This is a genomic window from Streptomyces thermocarboxydovorans, from assembly GCF_039524635.1.
GTDB lineage: Bacteria > Actinomycetota > Actinomycetes > Streptomycetales > Streptomycetaceae > Streptomyces > Streptomyces thermocarboxydovorans.
In genome coordinates this window covers 19,728-42,723 of sequence record NZ_BAAAGU010000007.1, presented here as the reverse complement: position 1 = coordinate 42,723, position 22,996 = coordinate 19,728, and the positions used below count along the sequence as shown (strand labels likewise).

General features: G+C 69.1%; 15 protein-coding genes. 13 read left to right on the top strand and 2 right to left on the bottom strand.

Annotated features, from left to right (window positions below; all coding sequences use genetic code 11):
- Positions 1 to 111 precede the first annotated feature (111 nt).
- The 3 genes from acnA (at position 112) to ABD198_RS04605 (ending at position 4,880) form a co-directional block, all read left to right on the top strand.
- Positions 112 to 2,829, top strand: coding sequence for an aconitate hydratase AcnA (gene acnA, locus ABD198_RS04615; protein ID WP_343998038.1), 2,718 nt, complete (start codon positions 112 to 114; stop codon positions 2,827 to 2,829).
- Between the two features lie 147 nt (positions 2,830 to 2,976).
- Complete coding sequence (locus ABD198_RS04610) at positions 2,977 to 3,432, top strand: hypothetical protein (RefSeq protein ID WP_343998037.1); 456 nt, start codon at positions 2,977 to 2,979, stop codon at positions 3,430 to 3,432.
- 14 nt (positions 3,433 to 3,446) lie between these two features.
- Positions 3,447 to 4,880 carry a caspase, EACC1-associated type gene (locus ABD198_RS04605; protein ID WP_343998036.1) on the top strand — a complete coding sequence of 478 codons (1,434 nt, stop codon included), beginning with the start codon at positions 3,447 to 3,449 and terminating at the stop codon, positions 4,878 to 4,880.
- 77 nt (positions 4,881 to 4,957) lie between these two features.
- On the opposite strand, the gene ABD198_RS04600 is transcribed toward ABD198_RS04605, so the two are convergent.
- Positions 4,958 to 8,773: a GH92 family glycosyl hydrolase gene (locus ABD198_RS04600; RefSeq protein WP_343998035.1), complete on the bottom strand. Its 3,816-nt coding sequence runs from the start codon at positions 8,771 to 8,773 to the stop codon at positions 4,958 to 4,960.
- 412 nt (positions 8,774 to 9,185) lie between these two features.
- On the opposite strand from ABD198_RS04600, the gene ngcE reads away from it, so the two are divergent.
- From ngcE to ABD198_RS04555, 9 genes are all read left to right on the top strand, one after another.
- Positions 9,186 to 10,655 carry an N-acetylglucosamine/diacetylchitobiose ABC transporter substrate-binding protein gene (ngcE, locus tag ABD198_RS04595; protein ID WP_343998034.1) on the top strand — a complete coding sequence of 490 codons (1,470 nt, stop codon included), beginning with the start codon at positions 9,186 to 9,188 and terminating at the stop codon, positions 10,653 to 10,655.
- A gap of 82 nt (positions 10,656 to 10,737) precedes the next feature.
- Entirely contained in the window at positions 10,738 to 11,664 is a 927-nt protein-coding gene (locus ABD198_RS04590; RefSeq protein ID WP_343998033.1) for a carbohydrate ABC transporter permease, read from the top strand.
- 4 nt (positions 11,665 to 11,668) lie between these two features.
- Positions 11,669 to 12,592 carry a carbohydrate ABC transporter permease gene (locus tag ABD198_RS04585; protein ID WP_343998032.1) on the top strand — a complete coding sequence of 308 codons (924 nt, stop codon included), beginning with the start codon at positions 11,669 to 11,671 and terminating at the stop codon, positions 12,590 to 12,592.
- A gap of 195 nt (positions 12,593 to 12,787) precedes the next feature.
- The gene (locus ABD198_RS04580) at positions 12,788 to 13,999 is read left to right on the top strand and encodes an ROK family transcriptional regulator (protein ID WP_343998031.1); all 1,212 of its coding nucleotides are present in this window, start codon (positions 12,788 to 12,790) and stop codon (positions 13,997 to 13,999) included.
- Between the two features lie 134 nt (positions 14,000 to 14,133).
- On the top strand, positions 14,134 to 15,231 hold the full coding sequence (locus ABD198_RS04575; protein WP_343998113.1) for a substrate-binding domain-containing protein: 1,098 nt from the start codon (positions 14,134 to 14,136) through the stop codon (positions 15,229 to 15,231).
- 177 nt (positions 15,232 to 15,408) lie between these two features.
- Complete coding sequence (locus ABD198_RS04570; protein WP_167993061.1) at positions 15,409 to 16,200, top strand: ATP-binding cassette domain-containing protein; 792 nt, start codon at positions 15,409 to 15,411, stop codon at positions 16,198 to 16,200.
- The gene (locus ABD198_RS04565; RefSeq protein ID WP_343998030.1) at positions 16,197 to 17,489 is read left to right on the top strand and encodes a sugar ABC transporter permease; all 1,293 of its coding nucleotides are present in this window, start codon (positions 16,197 to 16,199) and stop codon (positions 17,487 to 17,489) included. The genes ABD198_RS04570 and ABD198_RS04565 overlap by 4 nt, the downstream gene beginning before the upstream one ends.
- 279 nt (positions 17,490 to 17,768) lie before the next feature.
- Positions 17,769 to 19,691, top strand: coding sequence for a 1-deoxy-D-xylulose-5-phosphate synthase (gene dxs / locus ABD198_RS04560; RefSeq protein ID WP_343998029.1), 1,923 nt, complete (start codon positions 17,769 to 17,771; stop codon positions 19,689 to 19,691).
- Positions 19,692 to 19,849: 158 nt separating this feature from the next.
- Positions 19,850 to 21,361, top strand: a complete 1,512-nt coding sequence (locus ABD198_RS04555; RefSeq protein WP_343998027.1) for an amino acid permease — start codon at positions 19,850 to 19,852, stop codon at positions 21,359 to 21,361.
- Positions 21,362 to 21,381: 20 nt separating this feature from the next.
- Here ABD198_RS04555 and ABD198_RS04550 read toward each other — a convergent pair whose 3' ends face one another.
- On the bottom strand, positions 21,382 to 21,753 hold the full coding sequence (locus ABD198_RS04550; protein WP_343998025.1) for a PIN domain-containing protein: 372 nt from the start codon (positions 21,751 to 21,753) through the stop codon (positions 21,382 to 21,384).
- 89 nt (positions 21,754 to 21,842) lie between these two features.
- Here ABD198_RS04550 and ABD198_RS04545 point away from each other — a divergent pair, with 89 nt between their 5' ends.
- Complete coding sequence (locus ABD198_RS04545) at positions 21,843 to 22,859, top strand: PLL family lectin (RefSeq protein ID WP_343998024.1); 1,017 nt, start codon at positions 21,843 to 21,845, stop codon at positions 22,857 to 22,859.
- Positions 22,860 to 22,996: the final 137 nt, after the last annotated feature.

Sequence of the window (22,996 nt, the reverse complement as noted above, 5' to 3'; positions counted from 1 at the left end):
GTCGCCACTCGAGTTAGGCATACCTAACTTAGCCCGACCTCACCGGAACGGCCAAGCCGGCGTGGCGGCACGATTGACGGTGGTACGCGCACATCTATGAAGGAGACTGTCGTGTCGGCGAACAGCTTCGACGCCCGCAGCACGCTGCAGGTGGGCGACGACTCGTACGAGATCTTCCGGCTGGACAAGGTCGAGGGCTCCGCGCGCCTTCCCTACAGCCTGAAGGTGCTGCTGGAGAACCTTCTCCGCACCGAGGACGGCGCGAACATCACCGCCGACCACATCCGCGCGCTCGGCTCCTGGGACTCCCAGGCCCAGCCGTCGCAGGAGATCCAGTTCACGCCGGCCCGCGTGATCATGCAGGACTTCACCGGCGTCCCCTGTGTCGTGGACCTCGCCACCATGCGTGAGGCCGTGAAGGAGCTGGGCGGCGACCCGTCGAAGATCAACCCGCTGGCCCCGGCGGAGCTGGTCATCGACCACTCCGTGATCGCCGACAAGTTCGGCACCAGCGACGCCTTCAAGGTGAATGTCGACCTGGAGTACGGCCGCAACAGGGAGCGCTACCAGTTCCTGCGCTGGGGCCAGACCGCCTTCGACGAGTTCAAGGTCGTCCCGCCCGGCACCGGCATCGTGCACCAGGTGAACATCGAGCACCTGGCCCGCGTGGTGATGACCCGCGACGGCAAGGCGTACCCCGACACCCTCGTCGGCACCGACTCGCACACCACGATGGTCAACGGCCTCGGCGTCCTCGGCTGGGGCGTCGGCGGCATCGAGGCCGAGGCCGCGATGCTCGGCCAGCCGGTCTCCATGCTGATCCCGCGCGTCGTCGGCTTCAAGCTCACCGGTGAGCTGCAGCCCGGCACCACCGCCACCGACCTGGTGCTCACCATCACCGAGATGCTGCGCAAGCACGGCGTCGTCGGCAAGTTCGTCGAGTTCTACGGCGAGGGCGTGGCCGCCACCTCGCTCGCCAACCGCGCCACCATCGGCAACATGTCTCCGGAGTTCGGCTCCACCGCCGCGATCTTCCCGATCGACGAGGAGACCATCAACTACCTGCGCCTGACCGGCCGCAGCGAGAAGCAGATCGCGCTGGTCGAGGCGTACGCCAAGGAGCAGGGCCTCTGGCTGGACCCGAAGGCCGAGCCGGACTTCTCCGAGAAGCTCGAGCTGGACCTGTCCACCGTCGTCCCGTCCATCGCCGGCCCGAAGCGCCCGCAGGACCGCATCGTCCTGGCGAACGCCGCCGAGCAGTTCAAGCAGGACGTCCGCAACTACGTCAGCGACGAGTACGAGGCCAGCAAGGAGTCCTTCCCGAGCTCCGACGCCCCCTCGTCGATCCCGAACGGCACCCCGTCCAACCCGGTCCGGGTGACCGCCCCCGACGGCACCTCCTACGAGCTGGACCACGGTGCGGTGACGGTCGCGGCCATCACCTCCTGCACCAACACCTCCAACCCGTACGTCATGGTCGCCGCCGCCCTGGTCGCCAAGAAGGCGGTGGAGAAGGGCCTGACCCGCAAGCCGTGGGTCAAGACCACCCTCGCCCCGGGCTCCAAGGTCGTCACCGACTACTTCGACAAGGCGGGCCTGACCCCGTACCTGGACAAGGTCGGCTTCAACCTCGTCGGCTACGGCTGCACCACCTGCATCGGCAACTCCGGCCCGCTGCCGGAGGAGGTCTCCAAGGCCGTCAACGACCACGACCTCGCCGTCGTCTCGGTCCTGTCCGGCAACCGCAACTTCGAGGGCCGGATCAACCCCGACGTCAAGATGAACTACCTGGCGTCCCCGCCGCTGGTCGTCGCCTACGCCATCGCCGGCTCGATGAAGGTGGACATCACCAAGGACGCCCTGGGCACCGACCAGGACGGCAACCCGGTCTACCTCAAGGACATCTGGCCCTCCGAGGCCGAGGTCAACGACGTCGTGGCCAACGCCATCGGCGAGGACATGTTCTCCAAGTCCTACTCCGACGTCTTCGCCGGCGACGCCCAGTGGCAGGCGCTGCCCATCCCGACCGGCGACACCTTCGAGTGGGACCCGGAGTCCACCTACGTCCGCAAGCCCCCGTACTTCGAGGGCATGACGATGGAGCCGGCCCCGGTCGAGGACATCAGCGGCGCCCGCGTCCTGGCCAAGCTGGGCGACTCGGTCACCACCGACCACATCTCCCCGGCCGGTGCGATCAAGGCCGACACCCCGGCCGGCAAGTACCTCACGGAGCACGGCGTCGAGCGCCGCGACTTCAACAGCTACGGCTCGCGCCGCGGCAACCACGAGGTCATGATCCGCGGTACGTTCGCCAACATCCGCCTGCGCAACCAGATCGCGCCGGGCACCGAGGGCGGCTACACGCGCGACTTCACGCAGGAGGGCGGCCCGGTCTCCTTCATCTACGACGCCGCCCAGAACTACCAGGCCGCCGGCATCCCGCTGGTCGTCCTGGCCGGCAAGGAGTACGGCTCCGGCTCCTCCCGCGACTGGGCCGCCAAGGGCACCGCGCTGCTCGGCGTCAAGGCCGTCATCGCCGAGTCCTACGAGCGCATCCACCGCTCCAACCTCATCGGCATGGGCGTCCTGCCGCTGCAGTTCCCCGAGGGCCAGAGCGCCGACACCCTCGGCCTGACCGGCGAGGAGACCTTCTCCATCTCCGGCGTCACCGAGCTCAACAGCGGCACCACGCCGCGCACGGTGAAGGTCACCACCGACACCGGCGTCGAGTTCGACGCGGTCGTCCGCATCGACACCCCCGGTGAGGCGGACTACTACCGCAACGGTGGCATCATGCAGTACGTGCTGCGCAGCCTGCTCCGCAAGTAAGCACCGGCTGATCCGCAAGCAGGCGGCAGCGCACGGCAGTTGGGCCGCACCTCCGGCGTCGGAGGTGCGGCCCTCGCCGTGTCCCCCGTTGTACGCTGGAGCGACACCAGGCGACGGGGGGTGGCGGTGAGCCGCGGCAGGGAACACATGCAGCTCGTCCTGACCGGACGTCAGGACAGCGACCAGGAAGAACTCGACGAACTGACCCGCCGGTTACGCGACCGGCTGTTCGAACTGGACGTGGACGACGTCCAGCTGCGCCGCGCCGGCGACCTCCCCGAGGGAGCCAAGCCGGTCGACGCGATCGCCGTGGGCGCGCTCGCGGTGACCATGGCGCCCATCGCACTGCGCTCGGTGGTGAGCCTCGTACAGACCTGGATCGAGAACCGGCCGGTGCACACGGTCAGCATCGCCCTCGGCGACAACAGCCTGGAACTGGAGGCCGTGTCCTCCGCCGACCAGCAGCGCCTCATCGAGGCCTTCCTCGCCGCCCACCAGGCCAGCACGGCAGGCGGCGGCTCCGACGACGGGGGCGACCCCGACGACGGCCCCGAGGACCCCGGCCCCGCCGGCTCCTCCGCCGGCACCGGCCAGGGCGGCTGAAGGGCGGCCCCGAAGTGTCCGCGGGCCGCTTCGCCCTGCTCGTCGCGACGGGCCACTACGAGAACCGGGAACTGCGCAGGCTGCGCTCACCCGTCCGGGACGCCGAGGGACTCGCCGAGGTGCTGCGCGACCCCGGCATCGGCGGCTTCACCGTGACCACAATCGTCGACCGCCGCCACCACGAGGTGGCCCGCGCCATCGAGCACTTCTTCCTCGACCGGGGCCGCGACGACCTGCTCCTGCTGCACATCTCCAGCCACGGCGTGAAGAACGACGACGGCGAGCTGTACTTCGCCGCCGCCGACACCGACCGCCGCCTGCTCGCCTCCACCGCCGTCTCCGCCGAGTTCCTGCGCACGCAGATGCAGCGCTGCCGCGCCCGGTCGGTCGTGCTGCTGCTCGACTGCTGCTACAGCGGCGCCTTCCTGCCCGGAGCCAAGGGCGACACCGCCGTGCACCTCAGGGACGAACTGGCCGGACACGGCCGGGCGGTGCTCACCGCGACCAACCGCACCGAGTACGCCTGGGAGGGCGAACGCCTCGACGAACTCGAACCCGAGCCCTCCAGGTTCACCGGCGCGGTCATCAAGGGCCTCCGCTCGGGCGAGGCCGACCGCAACGGCGACGGCCTGATCAGCACGCAGGACCTGTACGAATACGTCTACGACGAGCTGCGGGCGGCCGGGGTGCGCCAGCGCCCCCAGCTGTGGGCGCAGGTGGAGCGCCAGCTGGTCGTCGCCCGGTCGGTGACGGCACCGCGGCAGCACCCGCTGCCCGGCATCCCGGCCCAGGCGGACAGGCCGGCACCGTCCGTCGTGCCCGACGTCCCTCCTCCGGTGCCGGAACAGCCGAGGCCCGCCAACGGGTTCGCCCGGCTGCTGATCCTCGTCAAGCTGCTGTGCGAACTGCCGTCCCTGGCGGACGTACAGACCCGGATGCGGTTCGCCGTCGTCCTGGGCGAACACCTGGGGCGCACCGTCGATCTGCGCGGTGTCCGGCTGCAGGAGGACGCGGCGATGCTGGCCCGGAGCGCCCTGGCCGCCGAGGGCGGAGAGGACACGCTGATGAGGGTGATCGAGCTGTACGAGGGGGGCGCGGCGGCCGACCGCATACGGCAGCGTCTGGACCGGGCGAGCGGGGAAGCCCACGGGGCGAACGGCGGCGACGCGGGAGACATGCAGCTGCTGCTGAACCTCACCGACGCGCTGTGCGCCCTGCCGTCCGTGCAGGACCCCCAGGGCCGCCAGAACGCCGCCTCTCTCCTCGCCGAGGTGCTGGGACGGCCGGTCGACGTCCGCGGAATGCGGCTCCGCGAGGACGTGGTGGCCATCGTCCGGGCGGCGCTCAAGGTCCCCGGCGGTGAGCACGCGCTGGTGGACGTGATCCGTGTCCTCGACGGCGAGCAGCAGGCCGCCGAGCTCGAGCGGCTGCTTCAGACCGCCCACTGACCGAACGCCCCTCTCACACAACGGAAGGCGGGTCCGGGCCAGGCCCGGACCCGCCTCACGGCGTGGGTGGCGCCGCGTCAGCCCAGCAGCTCCACCTCCGTCAGCGTCGCCTCACCGCTCAGCACCAGCCGGTAGTGGCGGTACGCCGCCGGCTCGCCGACCGAGAAGGCCCGGGTCTGCCGCTCCCAGCGGAAGGTCTCACCGGACCGCTCGTCCAGGTCCTTCCACGTCTTCCCGTCGGCCGAGCCCTGCAGCACCCAGCCCGTGGGCGCCTTCGCCGGGTCCGCGGAGGTCAGCGTGTACTGCACCGCCTCGGCGTTCCCGGCGACCGGCAGCTCGACCGTGGACACCGTGGCTCCGGTCCCCGAGGTGTTGTCGAACAGGGGACCGTCGCCCTCCAGCAGGTCCTTGCGCGGGCTGGGCACCTTGTCGTCGCGGGTGATGGACACCGGCGCCGCGTTCTTGCCGGTGCCCCACGTCGACGGGCGCGGGCCCATGTCGAACTCCAGGACGCCGCCCTTGGCGATCAGCGCGTGCGGGAGCGCGGTGGAGTTCCAGCGCTTGCCGTTGACCTTCAGGCCCTGCACATACACGTTGCGCGTGCTGTTCTCCGGGGCCTTCACCACCAGCTTGCGGCCGTTCTCCAGGTGCACGGTCGCCTTGGTGAACAGCGGGGAGCCGATGGCGTACTCGCCGCTGCCCATCACCAGCGGGTAGAAGCCGAGCGCGGAGAAGAGGTACCAGGCCGACTGCTCGCCGTTGTCCTCGTCGCCGTGGTAGCCCTGCCCGATCTCACTGCCGGTGTAGAGCCGCTGCAGCACCTCGCGCACGTTCTTCTGCGTCTTCCAGGGCTGCCCGGCCGCGTCGTACATGTACAGGGCGTGGTGGGCGACCTGGTTGGAGTGGCCGTACATGCCCATCCGCACGTCCCGCGCCTCGGTCATCTCGTGGATGACACCGCCGTAGGAGCCGACGAACTCCGGCGAGGCCGTCTCCGGGGTGGAGAGGTACTCGTCGAGCTTGTCGGCGAGGCCCTTCCGGCCGCCGTAGAGGTTGGCCAGGCCCCGGCTGTCCTGCGGTGCGGTGAAGGCGTAGCCCCAGCCGTTGGTCTCGGTGTAGTCGTAGCCCCACACCCGCGGGTCGTACTTCTCCGACGGCACCCGCCAGTCGCCCTTGGCGTTGCGGCCCTGGAAGAAGCCGGCCTTCGCGTCGAAGAGGTTGACGTAGTCGCGCGCCCGGTTCAGGAAGTAGGCGGCCTCCTCCTGGTAGCGCTTCTTGCCGGTCTTCCGGTGCAGGGCCTCGGCCATCTTCGCGATGCCGTAGTCGTTGATGTAGCCCTCCAGCGCCCAGGACAGGCCCTCGTGGGTCTCGGTGGAGGTGTAGCCGAGGAACGGCGAGGTGGCCATGCCCTTGCGACCCACGCCCGAGGAGGGCGGCACCACGGTGGCGTTCTTCACGGCCGCGTCGTACGCCGCCTCGGCGTCGAAGCCGACGCCCTTGACGTAGGCGTCCGCGAACGCCACGTCCGAGGAGGTGCCGGTCATCAGGTCCGCGTAGCCGGGGGAGGACCAGCGGGAGGTCCAGCCGCCGTCCTTGTAGTGCTGCACGAAGCCGTCGACCAGCTCACCGGCCCGGGACGGGGTGAGGAAGGAGTACGCCGGCCAGGTGGTCCGGTAGGTGTCCCAGAAGCCGTTGTTGACGTACACCTTGCCTTCGACGATCTTCGCCCCGGTGTGGGTCGGCGTGTCCGGCCCGGTCATCTTCGAGAACGGTGAGGCGTACTTGTAGGTGCCGTTGGCCTTCTCGAAGCCCGAGTTCGGGTAGAGGTACAGCCGGTAGAGGCTGGAGTAGAGCGTGGTCAGCTGGTCCGGGGTGGCGCCCTCGACCTCCACCGTGCCCAGCAGCTCGTCCCACTGGCGCTGGGCGGCCTTCTTCACCGACTCGAAGGACCGGCTCGCGGGCAGCTCCTGGCGCAGATTGTCCTTCGCCTGGTCGACGCTGATCAGGGAGGTGGCCAGCCGCAGCGTCACCGTGCGGTCCTTGCCCGCGTCGAAGCGCAGATGACCCTTGACGCCGCTGGACGCCCCGTCGACGACCTCCTTGTCGAACTCGCCGTACACGAACAGCCGGGTCGCTCCGGTCGACAGGCCGGACTTGACGTCCGAGTAGCCGGTGACGGCGCCGTTCTCCTGGTCGAGCGTCAGCCCCGCCTGGTCGGTGACGTTGTCGAAGATCACGCTCGCGTCGTCGCCGGGGTAGGTGAAGCGCAGCGCCGCCGCGTGGTCGGTCGGGGCCATCTCCGCCTTCAGGCCGTTCTCGAAGCGGACCCCGTAGTAGTACGGCCGGGCCGTCTCGTTCTCGTGCCGGAACGCCAGCTCCCGCGCCTCGCGGCCGGTGTCCGGGGTGCCGGACGCGGCCGACGGCATCACCTGGAAGGTCTGCCGGTCCCCCATCCACGGACTCGGCTCGTGGCTGGCGCTGAACGCCTGGACGGTCGGCAGGTTGTCCCCGTTGTTGCCGCGGGCGTAGTCGTACAGCCAGGTCAGCGAGCCGGCGTTGGTCACCGGCGTCCAGAAGTTGAAGCCGTGCGGCACGGCGGTGGCCGGGAAGGTGTTGCCGCGCGAGAAGCCGCCGCTGGAGTTGGTGCCGCGCGTGGTCACCGCGTAGTCGGACAGGTGGGCCTTGGGCCGCTCGGGTGCCACCGGCTTCAGCTCCACGTCGTCCACCCAGCCCCGGAACTCCGCGGGGCCCTTGGGGGAGTCGTAGGCCACCAGGATCCGGTCGACCGTCTTGCCGCGGGCCACCGAGCCGATCCGGGAGACCACGTTGTTCCACTGGTTGACGTAGAGGACCTTCGCCGCGCCCTGGCCGCGCGGGGTGAGCGGGAAGCCGTGCTGGTCGGTGGCGCGCAGGTCGCTCAGGTACGTGCCGTCGGTGAAGGCGAGGTCCACCGAGACATTGGTGGCGTCGTAGTCGAGGTCGCCGTCGGCCATCGAGGGGAAGATCCGGTACGACAGCCGGGTGTCCCGCTCCACCTTCACATTGACGTCGAAGACCTTGTTGTACGAGTAGGCCCGTCCCTCGGCGGTGTGCCGGCCGGCGTAACGCAGGGCACGCTTTCCGGTGAATCCGGCGCCCGCCTTCGCGGTGGGCGACCCGCTCGGGCCGCGGTCGGTCAGCGTCAGCATGTCCGGGGGCACCGGGCCGTCCTCGCCGCCCGTGGAGAACTGCACGTCGGCGAGCTGGACGATGGTGCCGCTGCCGTTCTTGGTGATCTCCAGCCGGAAGTGCCGGTACTCGGCGACCGCGCCGGCGTCCAGGTCGTAGATCTTCGTCTGGAACCGCTCGCCGAAGGTCTCGCCCGTCCGGGTGTCGAGGGTCGTCCACTCCTTGCCGTCCGCGGAGCCCTTCAGCGTCCAGTCCCGCGGGTCGCGTTCGGCGTGGTCATTGGCCGATGTGAGGGCATATCGGGTGATCTTCACCGGTTCGTCCAGGTCGAACTCGACCCAGCCGGTGGGCTCGAACGTCAGCCACTTGGTGCTCGGCTCGCCGTCGATGAGGTTCTCCTTCACCTCCCCGCCGCCGGTGTTCTCGGCGCTCGCCCGTACGTCGGTCACCCGGTCGGTCACATTCCCCGGGATGCCGCTGGTGTAGCCGCCGTCGACGCCCAAGGCGCGCTTGCCGCCGCCCGGTGCGGTCTCCACGGTGCTCACCCAGTCCGGGGCGGGGTCGCCCTGTTCGAACGAGGAGGCGAACGCCCGGTCGGTCTTCGCCGGTGCTCCCGGCAGGGCCGCGGCGGCGCCCTGGGAGCTCACGGCCAAAGCGAAGGCGGTCGCCGCCACGACCGCCGTACTCCATCTGTGCCGTACTCCGTGCCGGACTCTGTGCAGCATGCGCGAGCACCCTCCCTGCGCCTGGACAACGTTGTCAGTTTCACTGCGCAAGGAACAGTAGTGGGCCAAGTGGCCCGCGGTGTCAAGGTGTTGAATGCGGCATTCGAGATCGGAGGCCCGGATAATTCCGCCGAGAAGCGTGCCGGGAGCACATATTTCCGGCAGGTCTCAACTCGGAAAAGACCGGCAGCGAACCTTGCATTCGATCTTGCTCCGCTGGCGGGAAGTGGACTATACCTGTCGGCACTCCGGGGCATCTTCACCGCACCCGGCCATCAGTGACGTGTCACCGGGAACGTCCAGCACCACAGCACCTCGACAGCACTTCCAGCACGACCCAGCTTGACCCGAACGCGGTGCCGGGAAGGATCCGGTTCACCGCCTGAGTCCTGGAGAAGGCGAGGACTTGAGCATGGGATCCACCTCCGCCGAGAACAACGGCACCGGCGAGTTCGCCACCGGCGGCGTCGACCGCCGCAGTCTGATCAAGCGGTCCGCCGCGCTGGGGCTGGTCTCCGTACCCGCCATGGGCTTCCTGTCCGCGTGTGCCAGCGGGGGAGGGGGCGGCGATCAGGACAAGGCCAAGGCCGGCAAGAAGACCGCGAAGAACCCGCTCGGCGTCAATGACACCGCGCAGATGGAATTCGTCCTCTTCGACGGCGGCTTCGGCAAGGAGTACGCCCAGGACGCCGTCAAGATCTATGAGAAGAACTTCCCCAAGGCCAAGGTGAAGTTCTCCGCGACGCAGAAGATCCAGTCGACCCTGCAGCCGCGCTTCAACCAGGGCAACCCGCCCGACCTCATCGACAACTCCGGTGCCGAGCAGATGGACATGGGCGTCCTCGTCGGCAAGAACCAGCTCGCCGACCTCACCCCGCTCCTGGACGCCCCGTCCTACGACGACCCGAACAAGAAGGTCCGCGACACGCTGCGCCCCGGCATCGTCGAGATGGGCCAGTTCGACGGCGACAAGGTCTGGATCCTCTACTACGCCTACACGGTCTACGGCGTCTGGTACTCGAAGAAGGCCCTGGACTCGCTGGACGAGGAGTACCCGAAAACCTGGGACCAGATGCTCGCCGTCTGTGCCAAGGCCAAGAAGAAGGGCATGGCGGGCTGGACGTACGCGGGCAAGTACCCGTACTACATCCCCTTCTCGCTCTACCCGATGATCGGCAAGGTCGGCGGCCGCGAGGTGCTCGACGCCATCGACAACCTCGAGCCGAACGCCTGGAAGCACCCGGCGGTCAAGGCCTGCTTCGAGGCCTACTACGAGCTCTACAAGAAGGGCTACATCCTCAAGGGCACCCCCGGCCTCGACCACATCCAGTCCCAGACCGCCTGGGCCCAGGGCAAGGCGCTGTTCCTTCCCAACGGCTCCTGGGTGGAGAACGAGTCGGCCAAGGTCATCCCGGCGGACTTCGAGGTCACGGTGTCCGCGCCCACCGGCCTCGACGAGAACGACAAGATGCCCTTCGGCACCATCTGGGCCTCCGGCGGTGAGCCCTTCATCGTCCCGGCCAAGGCGAACAACGGCCTGGGCGGCATGGAGCAGCTGCGCATCATGCTCAGCGAGGCCTCCTCGAAGAACTTCACCAGCAAGGTGAAGTCGCTGACCGCCTACAACGGCGGCACCGACGGCATCGAGCTCACCCCTGGCCTCAAGTCCGGTGTCGCGGCGCTGGAACTGGCCGGCGAGAACGTCCTGAACCCGCGCATCCAGGACTGGTACGTGCAGCTGCAGAAGGAGAAGATCGGTGTGGCGGGCCTCGGCGAGATGATGGCCGGCCGCATCACCCCGGCCGAGGCCATCAAGAAGATCCAGGCCTTCGCCGACGAGACCGCCAAGGACTCGTCGATCAAGCACTACAAGCACCAGTGAGGACCCGTCCCCAGGGCCTGTCCGGCGCAGCCGCGCCGGGCCGGCCCTGGCGGCACCCGCGCGCAGATCGGGGTCGCTAGGAATGCAGCACGGCAAGTACCGGTTCATCGTGGGGTTCCTCGCGGTTCCCCTGGGGCTGTACGCGCTCTTCGTCATCTGGCCGTTCATCCAGTCGATCTACTACTCGTTCACGGACTGGACCGGTCTGAGTCCCGAGTTCTCGATGGTGGGCTTCGCCAACTACGAGCGCATGTGGGACGACTCCATCTTCTGGAAGTCGCTGCAGCACAGCCTGCTGTTCGCGCTGCTGGTGCCGGTGGTGACGATCGGTCTGGCGCTGTTCCTGTCGTTCATGATCAACGTGGGCGGCCGGCGGCGCCGGGGCGGACCGGTGATCAGCGGGGTCCGCGGCTCCGGCTTCTACAAGATCGTCTACTTCTTCCCGCAGGTGCTCTCGATCGCCATCGTCGCCCTGCTGTTCGCGTTCGCGTACAACCCGGACAGCGGTGCGGTCAACTCCGTCCTGCGGGCGGTCGGCCTCGACGACGTCCAGCCGCTGTGGCTGGGCGACCCGGACCTCGCCCTGTGGGCCGTGATGGCGGTGCTCGTCTGGTCCACGGTGGGCTTCTTCGTGGTCCTGTTCTCCGCGGGCATGGCCTCCATCCCGGCGGACCTGTACGAGGCCGCGCTGCTGGACGGGGCCGGCCGCTTCACCATGTTCTTCCGTATCACCCTGCCGCTGCTGTGGGACACCGTGCAGTCCGGCTGGGTGTACATGGGCATCCTCGCCCTGGGCGCCGAGTCGTTCGCGGTCGTACAGATCATGACGACCGGACCCGGCGGGCCCGACTACTCGACCACCGTCATGGTCCTGTACGTGTACCAGAAGGCGTTCCGTGACGGTCAGGCCGCCTATGCCACCACCATCGGTGTCGCCCTGCTCGTCGTCACGCTGGCCTTCGCCGCCATCGTGATGCGGCTGGGGCGGCGCGAGCGGCTGGAGTACTGATCAGATGAAGACGACCGAGACCTCCGCTCCGGTACCCGCCGAGTCCGGCGCCCCTGTCACCAAGGTCGACCTGCCGGCGCCCGGGCCGGCGCGTGGGAAGAAGGAGGGCACCGTCCTCAATGTCTTCTCCCACGGCATCCTCGTCATCTGGGCGATCATGGTGGTCATGCCGCTGGTGTGGGCGGTGATGACGTCCTTCAAGGACGACGCCTCCATCTTCGGCTCCCCCTGGTCGCTGCCGGACCGGCTGCACTTCGAGAACTGGTCGCGGGCCTGGACCCAGGCCCATATGAGCGACTACTTCCTCAACACCGTCCTGGTGGTGGGCGGCTCGCTCATCGGCACCCTCGTCCTGGGCTCGATGGCGGCCTATGTGCTGGCCCGCTTCGAATTCCCGGGCAACCGGTTCATCTACTACCTGTTCATCGGCGGCATGAGCTTCCCGATCATGCTCGCCCTGGTCCCGTTGTTCTACGTGGTCAACAACATGGGACTGCTGAACACCATCCACGGCCTGATCCTGGTCTACATCGCCTATTCGCTGCCGTTCACGGTGTTCTTCCTGACCGCCTTCTTCCGCAGCCTGCCGACCTCCGTCGCCGAGGCCGCCTTCGTGGACGGCGCCTCGCACAGCCGGACGTTCTTCCAGATCATGCTGCCGATGGCCAAGCCGGGCCTGATCAGCGTGGGCATCTTCAACTTCCTGGGCCAGTGGAACCAGTACATGCTGCCCACCGTGCTGAACACCGACGAGGACAAGCACGTCCTCACCCAGGGCCTGGTGCAGCTGGCGGTCAGCCAGGGCTACAAGGGGGACTGGTCCGGGCTGTTCGCCGGCCTGGTGATGGCGATGCTCCCGGTGCTCGCCGCCTACATCATCTTCCAGCGCCAGGTGGTCCAGGGTCTCACCGCCGGTGCGCTGAAGTAACGCTGCGCATCCGCTCCCGCACGCGCCGCTCCCGGCTCCCGGGGGCGGCGTCCGTGTATGTGACCGTTCTCCCTGTCGTCCTCCGAAACGGTTCAACCTCTTGACGGGAGGCAGCCCGAACGGCTCAGCTTAGAGTTCACTAGTTGGACATGAAACGGGGCCTCACCGAAGCGGCCCCGCGCGCAGGAGGTCGTCGTGGAGACTCCGGGGTCGCAGTCGTCGCTGCACCGAGCCAACCTGGAGCGGGTCGTCCGAGCAGTACGTCTTGCGGGTTCTCTCACTCAGGCCGAGATCGCGAGGACGACAGGCCTGTCGGCGGCGACCGTATCCAACATCGTCCGGGAACTGAAAGAGGGCGGAACGGTCCAGGTCACCCCCACCTCGGCGGGCGGACGCAGGGCCCGCAGCGTCTCGCTGAGCGGGGACGCCGGCATCGTCATCGGGGTGGATTTCGGCCATACGCATCTACGCGTGGCGATCGGCAATCTCGCCCATCAGGTGCTGGACGAGAAGTCCGAGCCACTGGACGTGGACGCCTCCGCCACGCAAGGCTTCGACCGGGCGGAACAGCTGGTCAACAGGATGATCGACGCCACCGGGGTGGACCGCTCCAAGATCGCCGGGATCGGCCTGGGCGTGCCCGGCCCGATCGACGTGGAGTCCGGCACCCTGGGCTCCACCGCGATCCTGCCGGGCTGGGGCGGCACCAGACCGGCCGAGGAGCTGCGGGGGCGCCTCGGAGTGCCGGTGCACGTGGACAACGACGCCAACCTCGGCGCCCTCGGCGAGATGGTCTGGGGCAGCGGCCGGGGCGTGCGCGACCTGGCCTACATCAAGGTCGCGAGCGGCGTCGGCGCCGGCCTGGTGATCGACGGGAAGATCTACCGGGGGCCCGGCGGCACCGCGGGCGAAATCGGGCATATTACGCTCGATGAGTCCGGCCCCGTCTGCCGCTGCGGCAACCGCGGCTGCCTGGAGACCTTCGCGGCGGCCCGCTATGTGCTCCCGCTGCTCCATTCCAGCCACGGCACGGACCTGACCATGGAGAAGGTCGTGAGACTGGCGAGGGACGGCGACCCGGGCTGCCGCCGGGTGATCGCCGACGTCGGCCGCCATGTCGGCAGTGGAGTCGCCAATCTCTGCAACCTGCTGAACCCGAGCCGCATCGTCCTCGGCGGTGATCTCGCCGAGGCCGGTGAGCTGGTGCTCGGGCCGATCAGGGAGTCCGTCGGCCGCTATGCGATCCCCAGTGCGGCGCGCCAACTGTCCGTTCTCCCCGGGGCACTTGGGAGCCGAGCGGAGGTCCTCGGAGCGCTCGCCCTCGCCCTCAACGAAATGGGCGATTCGACCCTTTTGGACGGAGCTGTGGCGGGGGCACCGATGGCCGGTACACCCGCCTTCACTTAGAGAACGGATGGCACCGTTGCCATCTCGTTAAGGATTTACTTCTTGACGTCGCACGTGTGGCCGAGTTGACTTCCAGCCACCTCGGCCGCAACGACGCGGCCTCGTCAGGGAGGTTTGAAGAAGTGAACGCACGTATGCGTCGTGCCGCCGTTGCCATTGCCGCCGGTGCAATGGCCGTCTCGCTGGCCGCCTGTGGCAGCGCCAAGGAGTCGGGCGACAAGGACAGCGGCGGCTCGGCCGCCAAGGGTGACGAGATCAAGGTCGGTCTGCTCCTGCCGGAGAACCAGACCGCGCGCTACGAGAAGTTCGACAAGCCCTTGATCGAGAAGAAGATCAAGGAGCTCACGAACAACAAGGCCGAGGTGGTCTACGCCAACGCCAAGCAGGACGCCAGCCTGCAGGCCCAGCAGGTCGACACCATGGTGACCAACAAGGTCGACGTGCTGATCCTGGACGCGGTGGACTCCAAGGCCATCGCCGGCTCGGTGAAGAAGGCCAAGGACGCCAAGATCCCGGTCGTCGCCTACGACCGTCTCGCCGAGGGTCCGATCGACGCCTACACGTCGTTCGACAACGTCACCGTCGGCAAGACCCAGGGCGAGGCCCTGCTGAAGGCGCTCGGCGACAAGGCCAAGGACGGCCAGATCGTCATGATGAACGGGTCCTCCACCGACCCGAACGCCGCCCAGTTCAAGAAGGGCGCCCACTCCGTCCTCGACGGCAAGGTGAAGATCGGCCGCGAGTACGACACCAAGGAGTGGAAGCCGGAGAACGCCAACCAGAACATGGAAGGCGCCATCTCCGCCCTCGGCAAGAAGAACATCGTCGGCGTCTACAGCGCCAACGACGGCATGGCGGGCGGCATCATCACCGCCCTGAAGGCGGCCGGCATCGACAACATCCCGGTCACCGGCCAGGACGCCGAGCTCGCGGGTGTGCAGCGCATCGTCACCGGTGAGCAGTACATGAGCGTCTACAAGCCGTACGCCCCGGAGGCCAACGCCGCCGCGGAGATGGCCGTCGCGCTCGCCCAGGGCAAGTCCCTGGACTCCATCGCCAAGGACAAGGTCGACAGCCCCACCACCAAGGGCGTCCCGGCCGTGCTGGTCCCGGTCGTCTCGCTGACCCAGGACAACATCAAGGACACCGTGGTCAAGGACGGCGTCTACACCATCGACGAGATCTGCGCGGGCAAGTACAAGGCCGCCTGCGACAAGATCGGTCTGAAGTAAGCAGCAAGGAGTCCCACGCAGTACGGGAGTCCACCCGATGACTCCCGTACGGGACCCGCTGCCCCGAGTTTCCGCCGGCGCCCCGCACACACCAGCCCCGCAAGCTACGCGGGGCGCCGGACGGAACACCCCCCGAAAACTCTGCACAACCTCCCGCCGGGTCAGGCGGCGAAGGAGATGGTTCACGTGTCCGCTACGCCCGTGCTGGCGTTGCGCGGGGTCTCCAAGCGATTCGGTGCCGTCCAGGCGCTCACCGACGTAGAGCTTGAGGTCCACGCCGGTGAGGTGGTCGCCCTGGTCGGCGACAACGGCGCCGGAAAGTCCACGCTGGTCAAGACGATCGCCGGCGTGCATCCCATCGATGAGGGCGTCATCGAGTGGGAGGGCAAGCCCGTCCAGATCAGCAAGCCGCACGATGCCCAGAACCTGGGCATCGCGACGGTGTACCAGGACCTCGCGCTGTGCGACAACATCGATGTCGTCGGCAACCTCTTCCTCGGCCGGGAGATCCGCCGCCGCGGCGTCCTGGACGAGGTGGAGATGGAGCGCCGCTCCCGCGAGCTGCTCGACACCCTCTCGATCCGCATCCCCAGCGTCCGCATCCCGATCGCCTCGCTCTCCGGCGGTCAGCGCCAGGTCGTGGCCATCGCCCGGTCCATGCTCGGCGAGCCCAAGCTGGTGATCCTCGACGAGCCCACCGCCGCCCTCGGTGTCGAGCAGACCGCCCAGGTCCTCGACCTGGTGGAGCGCCTGCGCGAGCGCGGACACGCGGTGATCCTCATCAGCCACAACATGGCCGACGTCAAGGCCGTGGCGGACAAGGTCGCCGTGCTGCGCCTCGGCCGCAACAACGGCGTCTTCGAGGTCAAGTCGACCTCGCAGGAAGAGATCATCTCCGCCATCACGGGCGCCACGGACAACGCCGTGACCCGTCGTGCGGCGCGCACCAATGGGGAGATCAAGAAATGAGCACCGACAAGACCACCACCCCCGCCGAGGACCACGTCGTGGAGAACCCCGAGGCGGCAGCCGCAGCGGTCACCGCCGTCGACCCCCGGCTGCTGGTGCGCGAGCAGGGCCTGAAGGGCTACGTCAACGAGTTCAAGCGGAAGATGAAGGCCGGTGACCTGGGCTCCCTCCCGGTCGTGGTCGGCCTGCTGATCATCTGGGGCATCTTCACCAGCCTGAACTCCAACTTCCTCACCGCCGGCAACTTCTCCGACATGTCGATCGCCATGGTCGGCACGGGCATGATCGCCGTCGGTATCGTCTTCGTCCTGCTGCTCGGCGAGATCGACCTGTCGGTCGGCTCGGTCAGCGGTGTCGCCGGCGCCACCTTCGCGGTGCTCAGCGTCACCCACGGGATGAACGAGGTGCTGGCCCTGGTGCTGGCGATCCTCACCGGCACGGTCGCCGGCGCCATCCACGGCTTCGTCTTCGCCCGCATCGGTGTGCCGGCCTTCGCCGTGACCCTGGCCGGTCTGCTGTTCTGGCAGGGCTTCATGCTCCAGATCCTGGGCGAGAACGGCACCATCAACCTCGACTCCGACGGTCTGGTCGTCAAGCTGACCAGCTACTACTTCTCGGACGTGGCCGCGGCCTACGGCCTGGCGCTCGTCGCGACCGTGGGGTACTTCCTCACTTCGTTCTTCGACAACCGCCGCCGTGAGGCCGCCGGGGTGCCCTCCCGGCCGGTCAGCGAGATCGTGGTGCGGACCGCGCTGCTGGCCGTCGTGGCCTTCGCCGTGGCGGTCGTCTTCAACCAGTACAAGGGCCTGCCGCTGGCCGTGGTGATCTTCCTCGCGGTCCTGGTGATCACCGACTTCGTGCTGCGCCGCACCTCCTACGGCCGCAAGGTGTACGCCCTCGGCGGCAGCGTCGAGGCCTCCCGCCGCGCCGGTATCAACGTCGAGCTGGTGCGCATCTCGGTGTTCGCCATCGCCGGTACGTTCGCCGCCATCGGCGGTCTGTTCGTCGCCTCGAAGATCGCCTCCGCGAACCAGGGCGCCGGTACCGGTGAGTTCCTGATGAACGTCATCGCCGCGGCGGTGATCGGTGGTACCTCGCTGTTCGGCGGACGCGGCCGGACCTGGGACGCCCTGCTCGGTGTGATGGTGATCATCTCGATCGCCTACGGCCTGGCGCTCGAGGGCATCGCCTCGCCGGTCCAGTACATGATCACCGGTGGCGTGCTGCTGGCCACCGTCATCATCGACGCGGTCACCCGCCGGACGCAGAAGACCGCGGGCCGCGCCTAGCGCCCGCTCCCGGCCCGTGCGGGGCCGGCCCCGCCTCCAGGGGCGCCGGCCTCGCACGGACGGCGTCCGCACCCCCCTCGGGGAGCGGCACAGTGGCCCGGTGCCTTCACGGCACCGGGCCACCTGTGCGTTTCTGCGGGTGTCGCAGGGGTGCCGCATCGTGGGTACTGCCGAACGCGTGACGTACGACGCACCGCCCGGAGTCCGCGCCCGGCAGCGGAACATTAGACTCGTCAGGCCCGGCAAAAGCTCGATCAGCTCTACTGCAAGGAGGCACGGGTGCCGCTGCTGACCCGCATCAGGGGACCGCGCGATCTGGACCGGCTCAGCCAGGAGGAGCTGAAACAGCTGGCCCAGGAGATCCGGACCTTCCTCGTCGACGCGGTCTCCAAGACCGGCGGCCACCTCGGCCCCAACCTCGGTGTGGTGGAACTGACCATCGCCCTGCACCGGGTCTTCGACTCGCCGAAGGACAAGGTGCTCTGGGACACCGGGCACCAGTCCTACGTGCACAAACTGCTCACCGGCCGGCAGGACTTCTCCCGGCTGAAGATGAAGGGCGGCCTGTCCGGCTACCCCTCGCAGGCCGAGTCCGAGCACGACGTCATCGAGAACAGCCACGCCTCCACCGTGCTCGGCTGGGCCGACGGCATCGCCAAGGGCAACCAGCTCATGAAGCGCGACAGCCACGTCGTCGCCGTGATCGGCGACGGCGCCCTGACCGGCGGCATGGCCTGGGAGGCGCTGAACAACATCGCCGACGCCAAGGACCGCCCGCTGGTCATCGTCGTCAACGACAACGAGCGCTCCTACGCGCCCACCATCGGCGGCCTGGCGAACCACCTGGCGACCCTGCGCACCACCGACGGCTACGAGCGCTTCCTGGCCCGCACCAAGGATCTCCTGGAGCGCACCCCGGTCGTCGGCCGCCCGCTCTACGACACCCTGCACGGCGCCAAGAAGGGCCTGAAGGACTTCATCGCCCCGCAGGGCATGTTCGAGGACCTCGGCCTGAAGTACGTCGGCCCGATCGACGGACACGACATCGAGGCCCTGGAGTCCGCCCTGGCCCGCGCCAAGCGCTTCGGCGGCCCGGTGATCGTGCACTGCCTGACCGAGAAGGGCCGCGGCTACCAGCCCGCCCTCCAGGACGAGGCCGACCGCTTCCACGCCGTCGGCAAGATCCACCCCGACACCGGGCTGCCCATCGCCACCGCCGGCGCCGACTGGACCTCCGTCTTCGGCGACGAGATGGTCAAGCTGGGTGAGGAGCGCGAGGACATCGTCGCCATCACCGCGGCCATGCTCCAGCCGGTCGGCCTGGACAAGTTCGCCAAACGCTTCCCCGACCGGGTCTACGACGTCGGCATCGCCGAGCAGCACGGCGCCGTCTCCGCGGCCGGCCTCGCCCACGCGGGCGTGCACCCGGTCTTCGCCGTGTACGCCACCTTCCTCAACCGCGCCTTCGACCAGGTGCTGATGGACGTGGCCCTGCACAAGTGCGGCGTGACGTTCGTGCTGGACCGGGCCGGCATCACCGGCACCGACGGCCCCTCGCACAACGGCATGTGGGACATGTCCATCCTCCAGGTCGTCCCCGGCCTGCGGCTGGCCGCCCCGCGCGACGCCGACCAGGTGCGCGCCCAGCTGCGCGAGGCCGTCGAGGTGGACGACGCGCCCACCGTGGTGCGCTTCTCCAAGGGCGCCGTCGGGCCCGCCGTACCGGCCGTGGGCCGTGTGGGCGGCATGGACGTGCTGCGCGAGCCCGGCACCGACACCCCGGACGTGCTGCTGGTCTCCGTCGGCGCCCTGGCGCCGATGTGCCTGGAGGTCGCCGAACTGCTCGACAAGCAGGGCATCTCCACCACCGTCGTCGACCCGCGCTGGGTCAAGCCGGTGGACGAGGCGATGGCCCCGCTCGCCGAGAAGCACCGCGTGGTCGTCACCGTGGAGGACAACTCGCGGGTCGGCGGGGTCGGCTGCGCCATCGCCCAGGCGCTGCGCGACGCCGGCGTCGACGTCCCGCTGCGCGACTTCGGCATCCCGCCGCGCTTCCTCGACCACGCCTCCCGCGCCGAGGTGCTCGCCGAGATCGGGCTGACCGCGCCGGACATCGCCCGTCAGGTCACCGGCCTGGTCGCCCGGCTGGACGGCAGGTACGAGCGCTCCGCCGTCGGCTCCGTGGAGGCCGCCCGCGACTGACCTGCGCGCACCCGCCTTCCCTGATCGCCCGATCGGGCCGCCCGCGCCACCGTGATGAGTGGCGCGTGCGGCCCGTTTGCGTGAGGGTGACGGTACCGGGGCATACGACCTACGCCCCCTCTCGATCATGTCGAGGATGACAAGCGTGGGAGGTACCTGTGACCAGCCCCCTCTTCAGGACGAAGAACGTCGAGCAGTCGATCCTCGACACCGAGGAGCCAGAGCACGCGCTCAAGAAGTCCCTGTCCGCGCTCGATCTGACCGTCTTCGGCGTCGGTGTCATCATCGGTACCGGCATCTTCGTCCTCACCGGCACGGTCGCGAAGAACAACGCCGGGCCCGCGGTGGCCCTGGCCTTCGTGGTGGCCGGAGTGGTCTGCGCGCTCGCCGCGCTCTGCTACGCCGAGTTCGCCTCCACCGTCCCGGTGGCGGGCTCCGCCTACACGTTCTCGTACGCGTCCCTCGGTGAGCTGCCCGCGTGGGTCATCGGCTGGGATCTCGTCCTGGAGTTCGCGCTCGGTACGGCGGTGGTGGCCGTCGGCTGGTCGGGGTACATCCAGTCCCTGATGGGCAACGCGGACTGGGAGATGCCCGCGTACCTGGGCAGCCGGGAAGGCTCCGACGTCTTCGGCTTCGACGTGCTCGCGGCCGCGCTGGTGCTGGTCCTCACCGGCATCCTGGTCCTCGGCATGAAGCTCTCCGCCCGGGTCACCTCGATCGTCGTCGCCGTCAAGGTGACCGTCGTCCTCGTCGTGATCATCGCCGGCGCGTTCTTCATCACCGCCGACAACTACAAGCCCTTCATCCCCAAGTCGCAGCCCGTGGAGGCGGGGCAGAGCCTGGATGCGCCCCTGATCCAGCTGATGTTCGGCTGGGCGCCGGCGAACTTCGGCGTCATGGGCATCTTCACGGCCGCCTCGGTCGTGTTCTTCGCGTTCATCGGCTTCGACATCGTGGCCACCGCCGCCGAGGAGACCAGGAACCCGCAGCGCGACATGCCCCGCGGCATCCTCGGCTCGCTGTTCATCTGCACCGTGCTGTACGTGCTGGTGTCGATCGTGGTCACCGGTATGCAGCACTACAGCAAGCTGTCCGTCGACGCACCGCTCGCCGACGCCTTCAAGGCCACCGGGCACCCCTGGTACGCGGGCTTCATCAGCTTCGGCGCCGCGGTCGGCCTGACGACCGTCTGCATGATCCTGCTGCTCGGTCAGACCCGTGTCTTCTTCGCCATGAGCCGCGACGGGCTGCTGCCGCGGTTCTTCTCCCGGGTCCACCCGCGCTTCAGGACCCCGCACCGCCCGACCATCCTGCTCGGTGTGCTCATCGCGGTGCTCGCCGGCTTCACCCCGCTGAACGAACTGGCGGCGCTGGTGAACATCGGCACGCTGTTCGCCTTCGTGATCGTCGCGCTCAGCGTGATCATCCTGCGCCGGACCCGGCCGGACCTGCCGCGCAACTTCCGTACGCCGTGGGTCCCGTTCCTGCCGATCCTCTCCGTCGCCGCCTCCCTCTGGCTGATGCTGAACCTCCCCGCCGAGACCTGGGTGCGGTTCGCCATCTGGATGGCGATCGGCTTCGTCGTCTACTTCCTCTACAGCCGCGGTCACAGCCGTCTGGCCAGGGAGGGGCAGGTGGCACCGGGCCAGGCCGGCAAGCCCGGTCCCTGACACCCGGTGAGCCTCCCGGATCAGCCGCGCACCGATCGCGGACCCGTGACCTCCGCGCCGAGTTCCGACACCCGGCGACGGAGGTCGCGGTCCGCCGTGACCACCAGCACCCGCCGCCCGGCGGCCTCCGCCACCAGCCGGACGATGTGATCGTCCCCGCTCCCCGGCGCCTCCTCCACCTCCACCCCCGGCACCGGCGCCACGCCCTTCGCCGCCCCCTCCACCACCATCACGATCTCCACCGGCCCCTCGTGCCCTGGCAGCCCCACCTCCGCCAGCCGGTCCCGCAACCGCTCCGCAGCCCCCCGCCGGTCCCGCCACCACCCGTCCGGCACCGACCCGACCACATTGGCGGCGTCCACAATGACCAGCAGAGCAGCGGTGTCGTCCATACCGCCCAGCGTCCCACGGAACGAGTACAGCGCGGCTCCGCACGCCCCGGCGGGATGCCCCGAACAACGGGCCCCTTAGGGTGAAGAGGGTGAACGGCGACTGGCTTTTGTGTGGTCGGGATGGCCGCCTCATCGTCTACCTGCCGTCGGACGGTGCCGTGCTGTGCCGTGCGGAGCCGGCTGCCGGCGGGCCGTGGGAGCCGCCGCGCAGGGCGGGTGGGCCGCAGCGGTTGCTGCCGGGGGTGGCCGTCGGGCAGGGGCCCGACCGGTATACGCATCTGGTGGCCTGGCGGCCCACCGTCTCCGGGGAGGCGGGGCTGGTGCACTCGACCCACTACCGGCCCCGGCTGGCGGCCCTGGACTTCGCTCCCGTGGGCCATCCGGACAAGAAGGGCGGGCGGACGGGGACGCCCGCGGTTGCCGTGGATGCCCAGGGCCGGGCCCATGTCTTCGTGCGGAACAAGGGCGGCGGGGTGAGCCTGCTCGCCCAGAAGGAGAAGGGCGGCTGGGAGGCCTGGGCCGATCTCGGGGGCGAGCAGGTGCAGGAGCACCTGGCGGCCGTGACGGGCGAGTCGGGGCGTGTGGAGCTGTACGCGGCCGGTCCGGGAGGGATTCTGCACTGGCGTCAGGAGGAGGCGGGGAAGCGGCCGGTGCGGGCGGAGGGGAGCGATGTCGACGTGCAGCCGGGCACGTTGTGTGCGCTGGCGACGTCGGCGGAGCACACCACTGTGTACTTCACGGACACGGGCGGGGAGTTGTGTGCCTGGCGGCCGGGGGAGAAGCCCGTGGCCCTGCTCGCGGCGGCCGGGCCGGGGCCTGTGAGTGCCGTGCGGTGCGTGATCGAGGGGCACGACTGCACCGTGCTGGCCCAGCGGTCGGCGAGCGGGCGGGTGGCCTTCGCCGCGTATCCGACCGAGCAGGAGTCCGCGGGGGCCTGGTGGACCGAGTCCGGGCCCCGGCTGCCGGCGGACGCACGGGTGTGCCTCGCCCTGGATGAGAACGGGGAGCTGGTCGCGGCTGCGTTCGCCCCGTCGACCGGGACTCTGATGATCACGCGGCGGAAGGACGAGCCGGGGCTCGCCCTGACCGCCTGGCAGCAGGTCTGAGAGCCGCAGGTCTGAGAGCTGTGCAAACGTGTGCCCGCTCACGTGGCTTTGGTGACGGGAGACACACGGGATGCGTAAAGGGTTGTACGGGTGTGTACGTGACAAGGCGCACGTGATGTGGGCGGGATGAAAATATG

Coding starts and splice junctions, on each gene's coding strand:
- ABD198_RS04600 (WP_343998035.1), bottom strand. CDS start 8,773: ATGCTGCACAGAGTCCGGCACGGAGTACGGCACAGATGGAGTACGGCG.
- ngcE (WP_343998034.1), top strand. CDS start 9,186: ATGGGATCCACCTCCGCCGAGAACAACGGCACCGGCGAGTTCGCCACC.
- ABD198_RS04590 (WP_343998033.1), top strand. CDS start 10,738: ATGCAGCACGGCAAGTACCGGTTCATCGTGGGGTTCCTCGCGGTTCCC.
- ABD198_RS04565 (WP_343998030.1), top strand. CDS start 16,197: ATGAGCACCGACAAGACCACCACCCCCGCCGAGGACCACGTCGTGGAG.
- ABD198_RS04575 (WP_343998113.1), top strand. CDS start 14,134: ATGCGTCGTGCCGCCGTTGCCATTGCCGCCGGTGCAATGGCCGTCTCG.
- ABD198_RS04585 (WP_343998032.1), top strand. CDS start 11,669: ATGAAGACGACCGAGACCTCCGCTCCGGTACCCGCCGAGTCCGGCGCC.
- ABD198_RS04610 (WP_343998037.1), top strand. CDS start 2,977: ATGCAGCTCGTCCTGACCGGACGTCAGGACAGCGACCAGGAAGAACTC.
- ABD198_RS04550 (WP_343998025.1), bottom strand. CDS start 21,753: ATGGACGACACCGCTGCTCTGCTGGTCATTGTGGACGCCGCCAATGTG.
- ABD198_RS04570 (WP_167993061.1), top strand. CDS start 15,409: ATGGTTCACGTGTCCGCTACGCCCGTGCTGGCGTTGCGCGGGGTCTCC.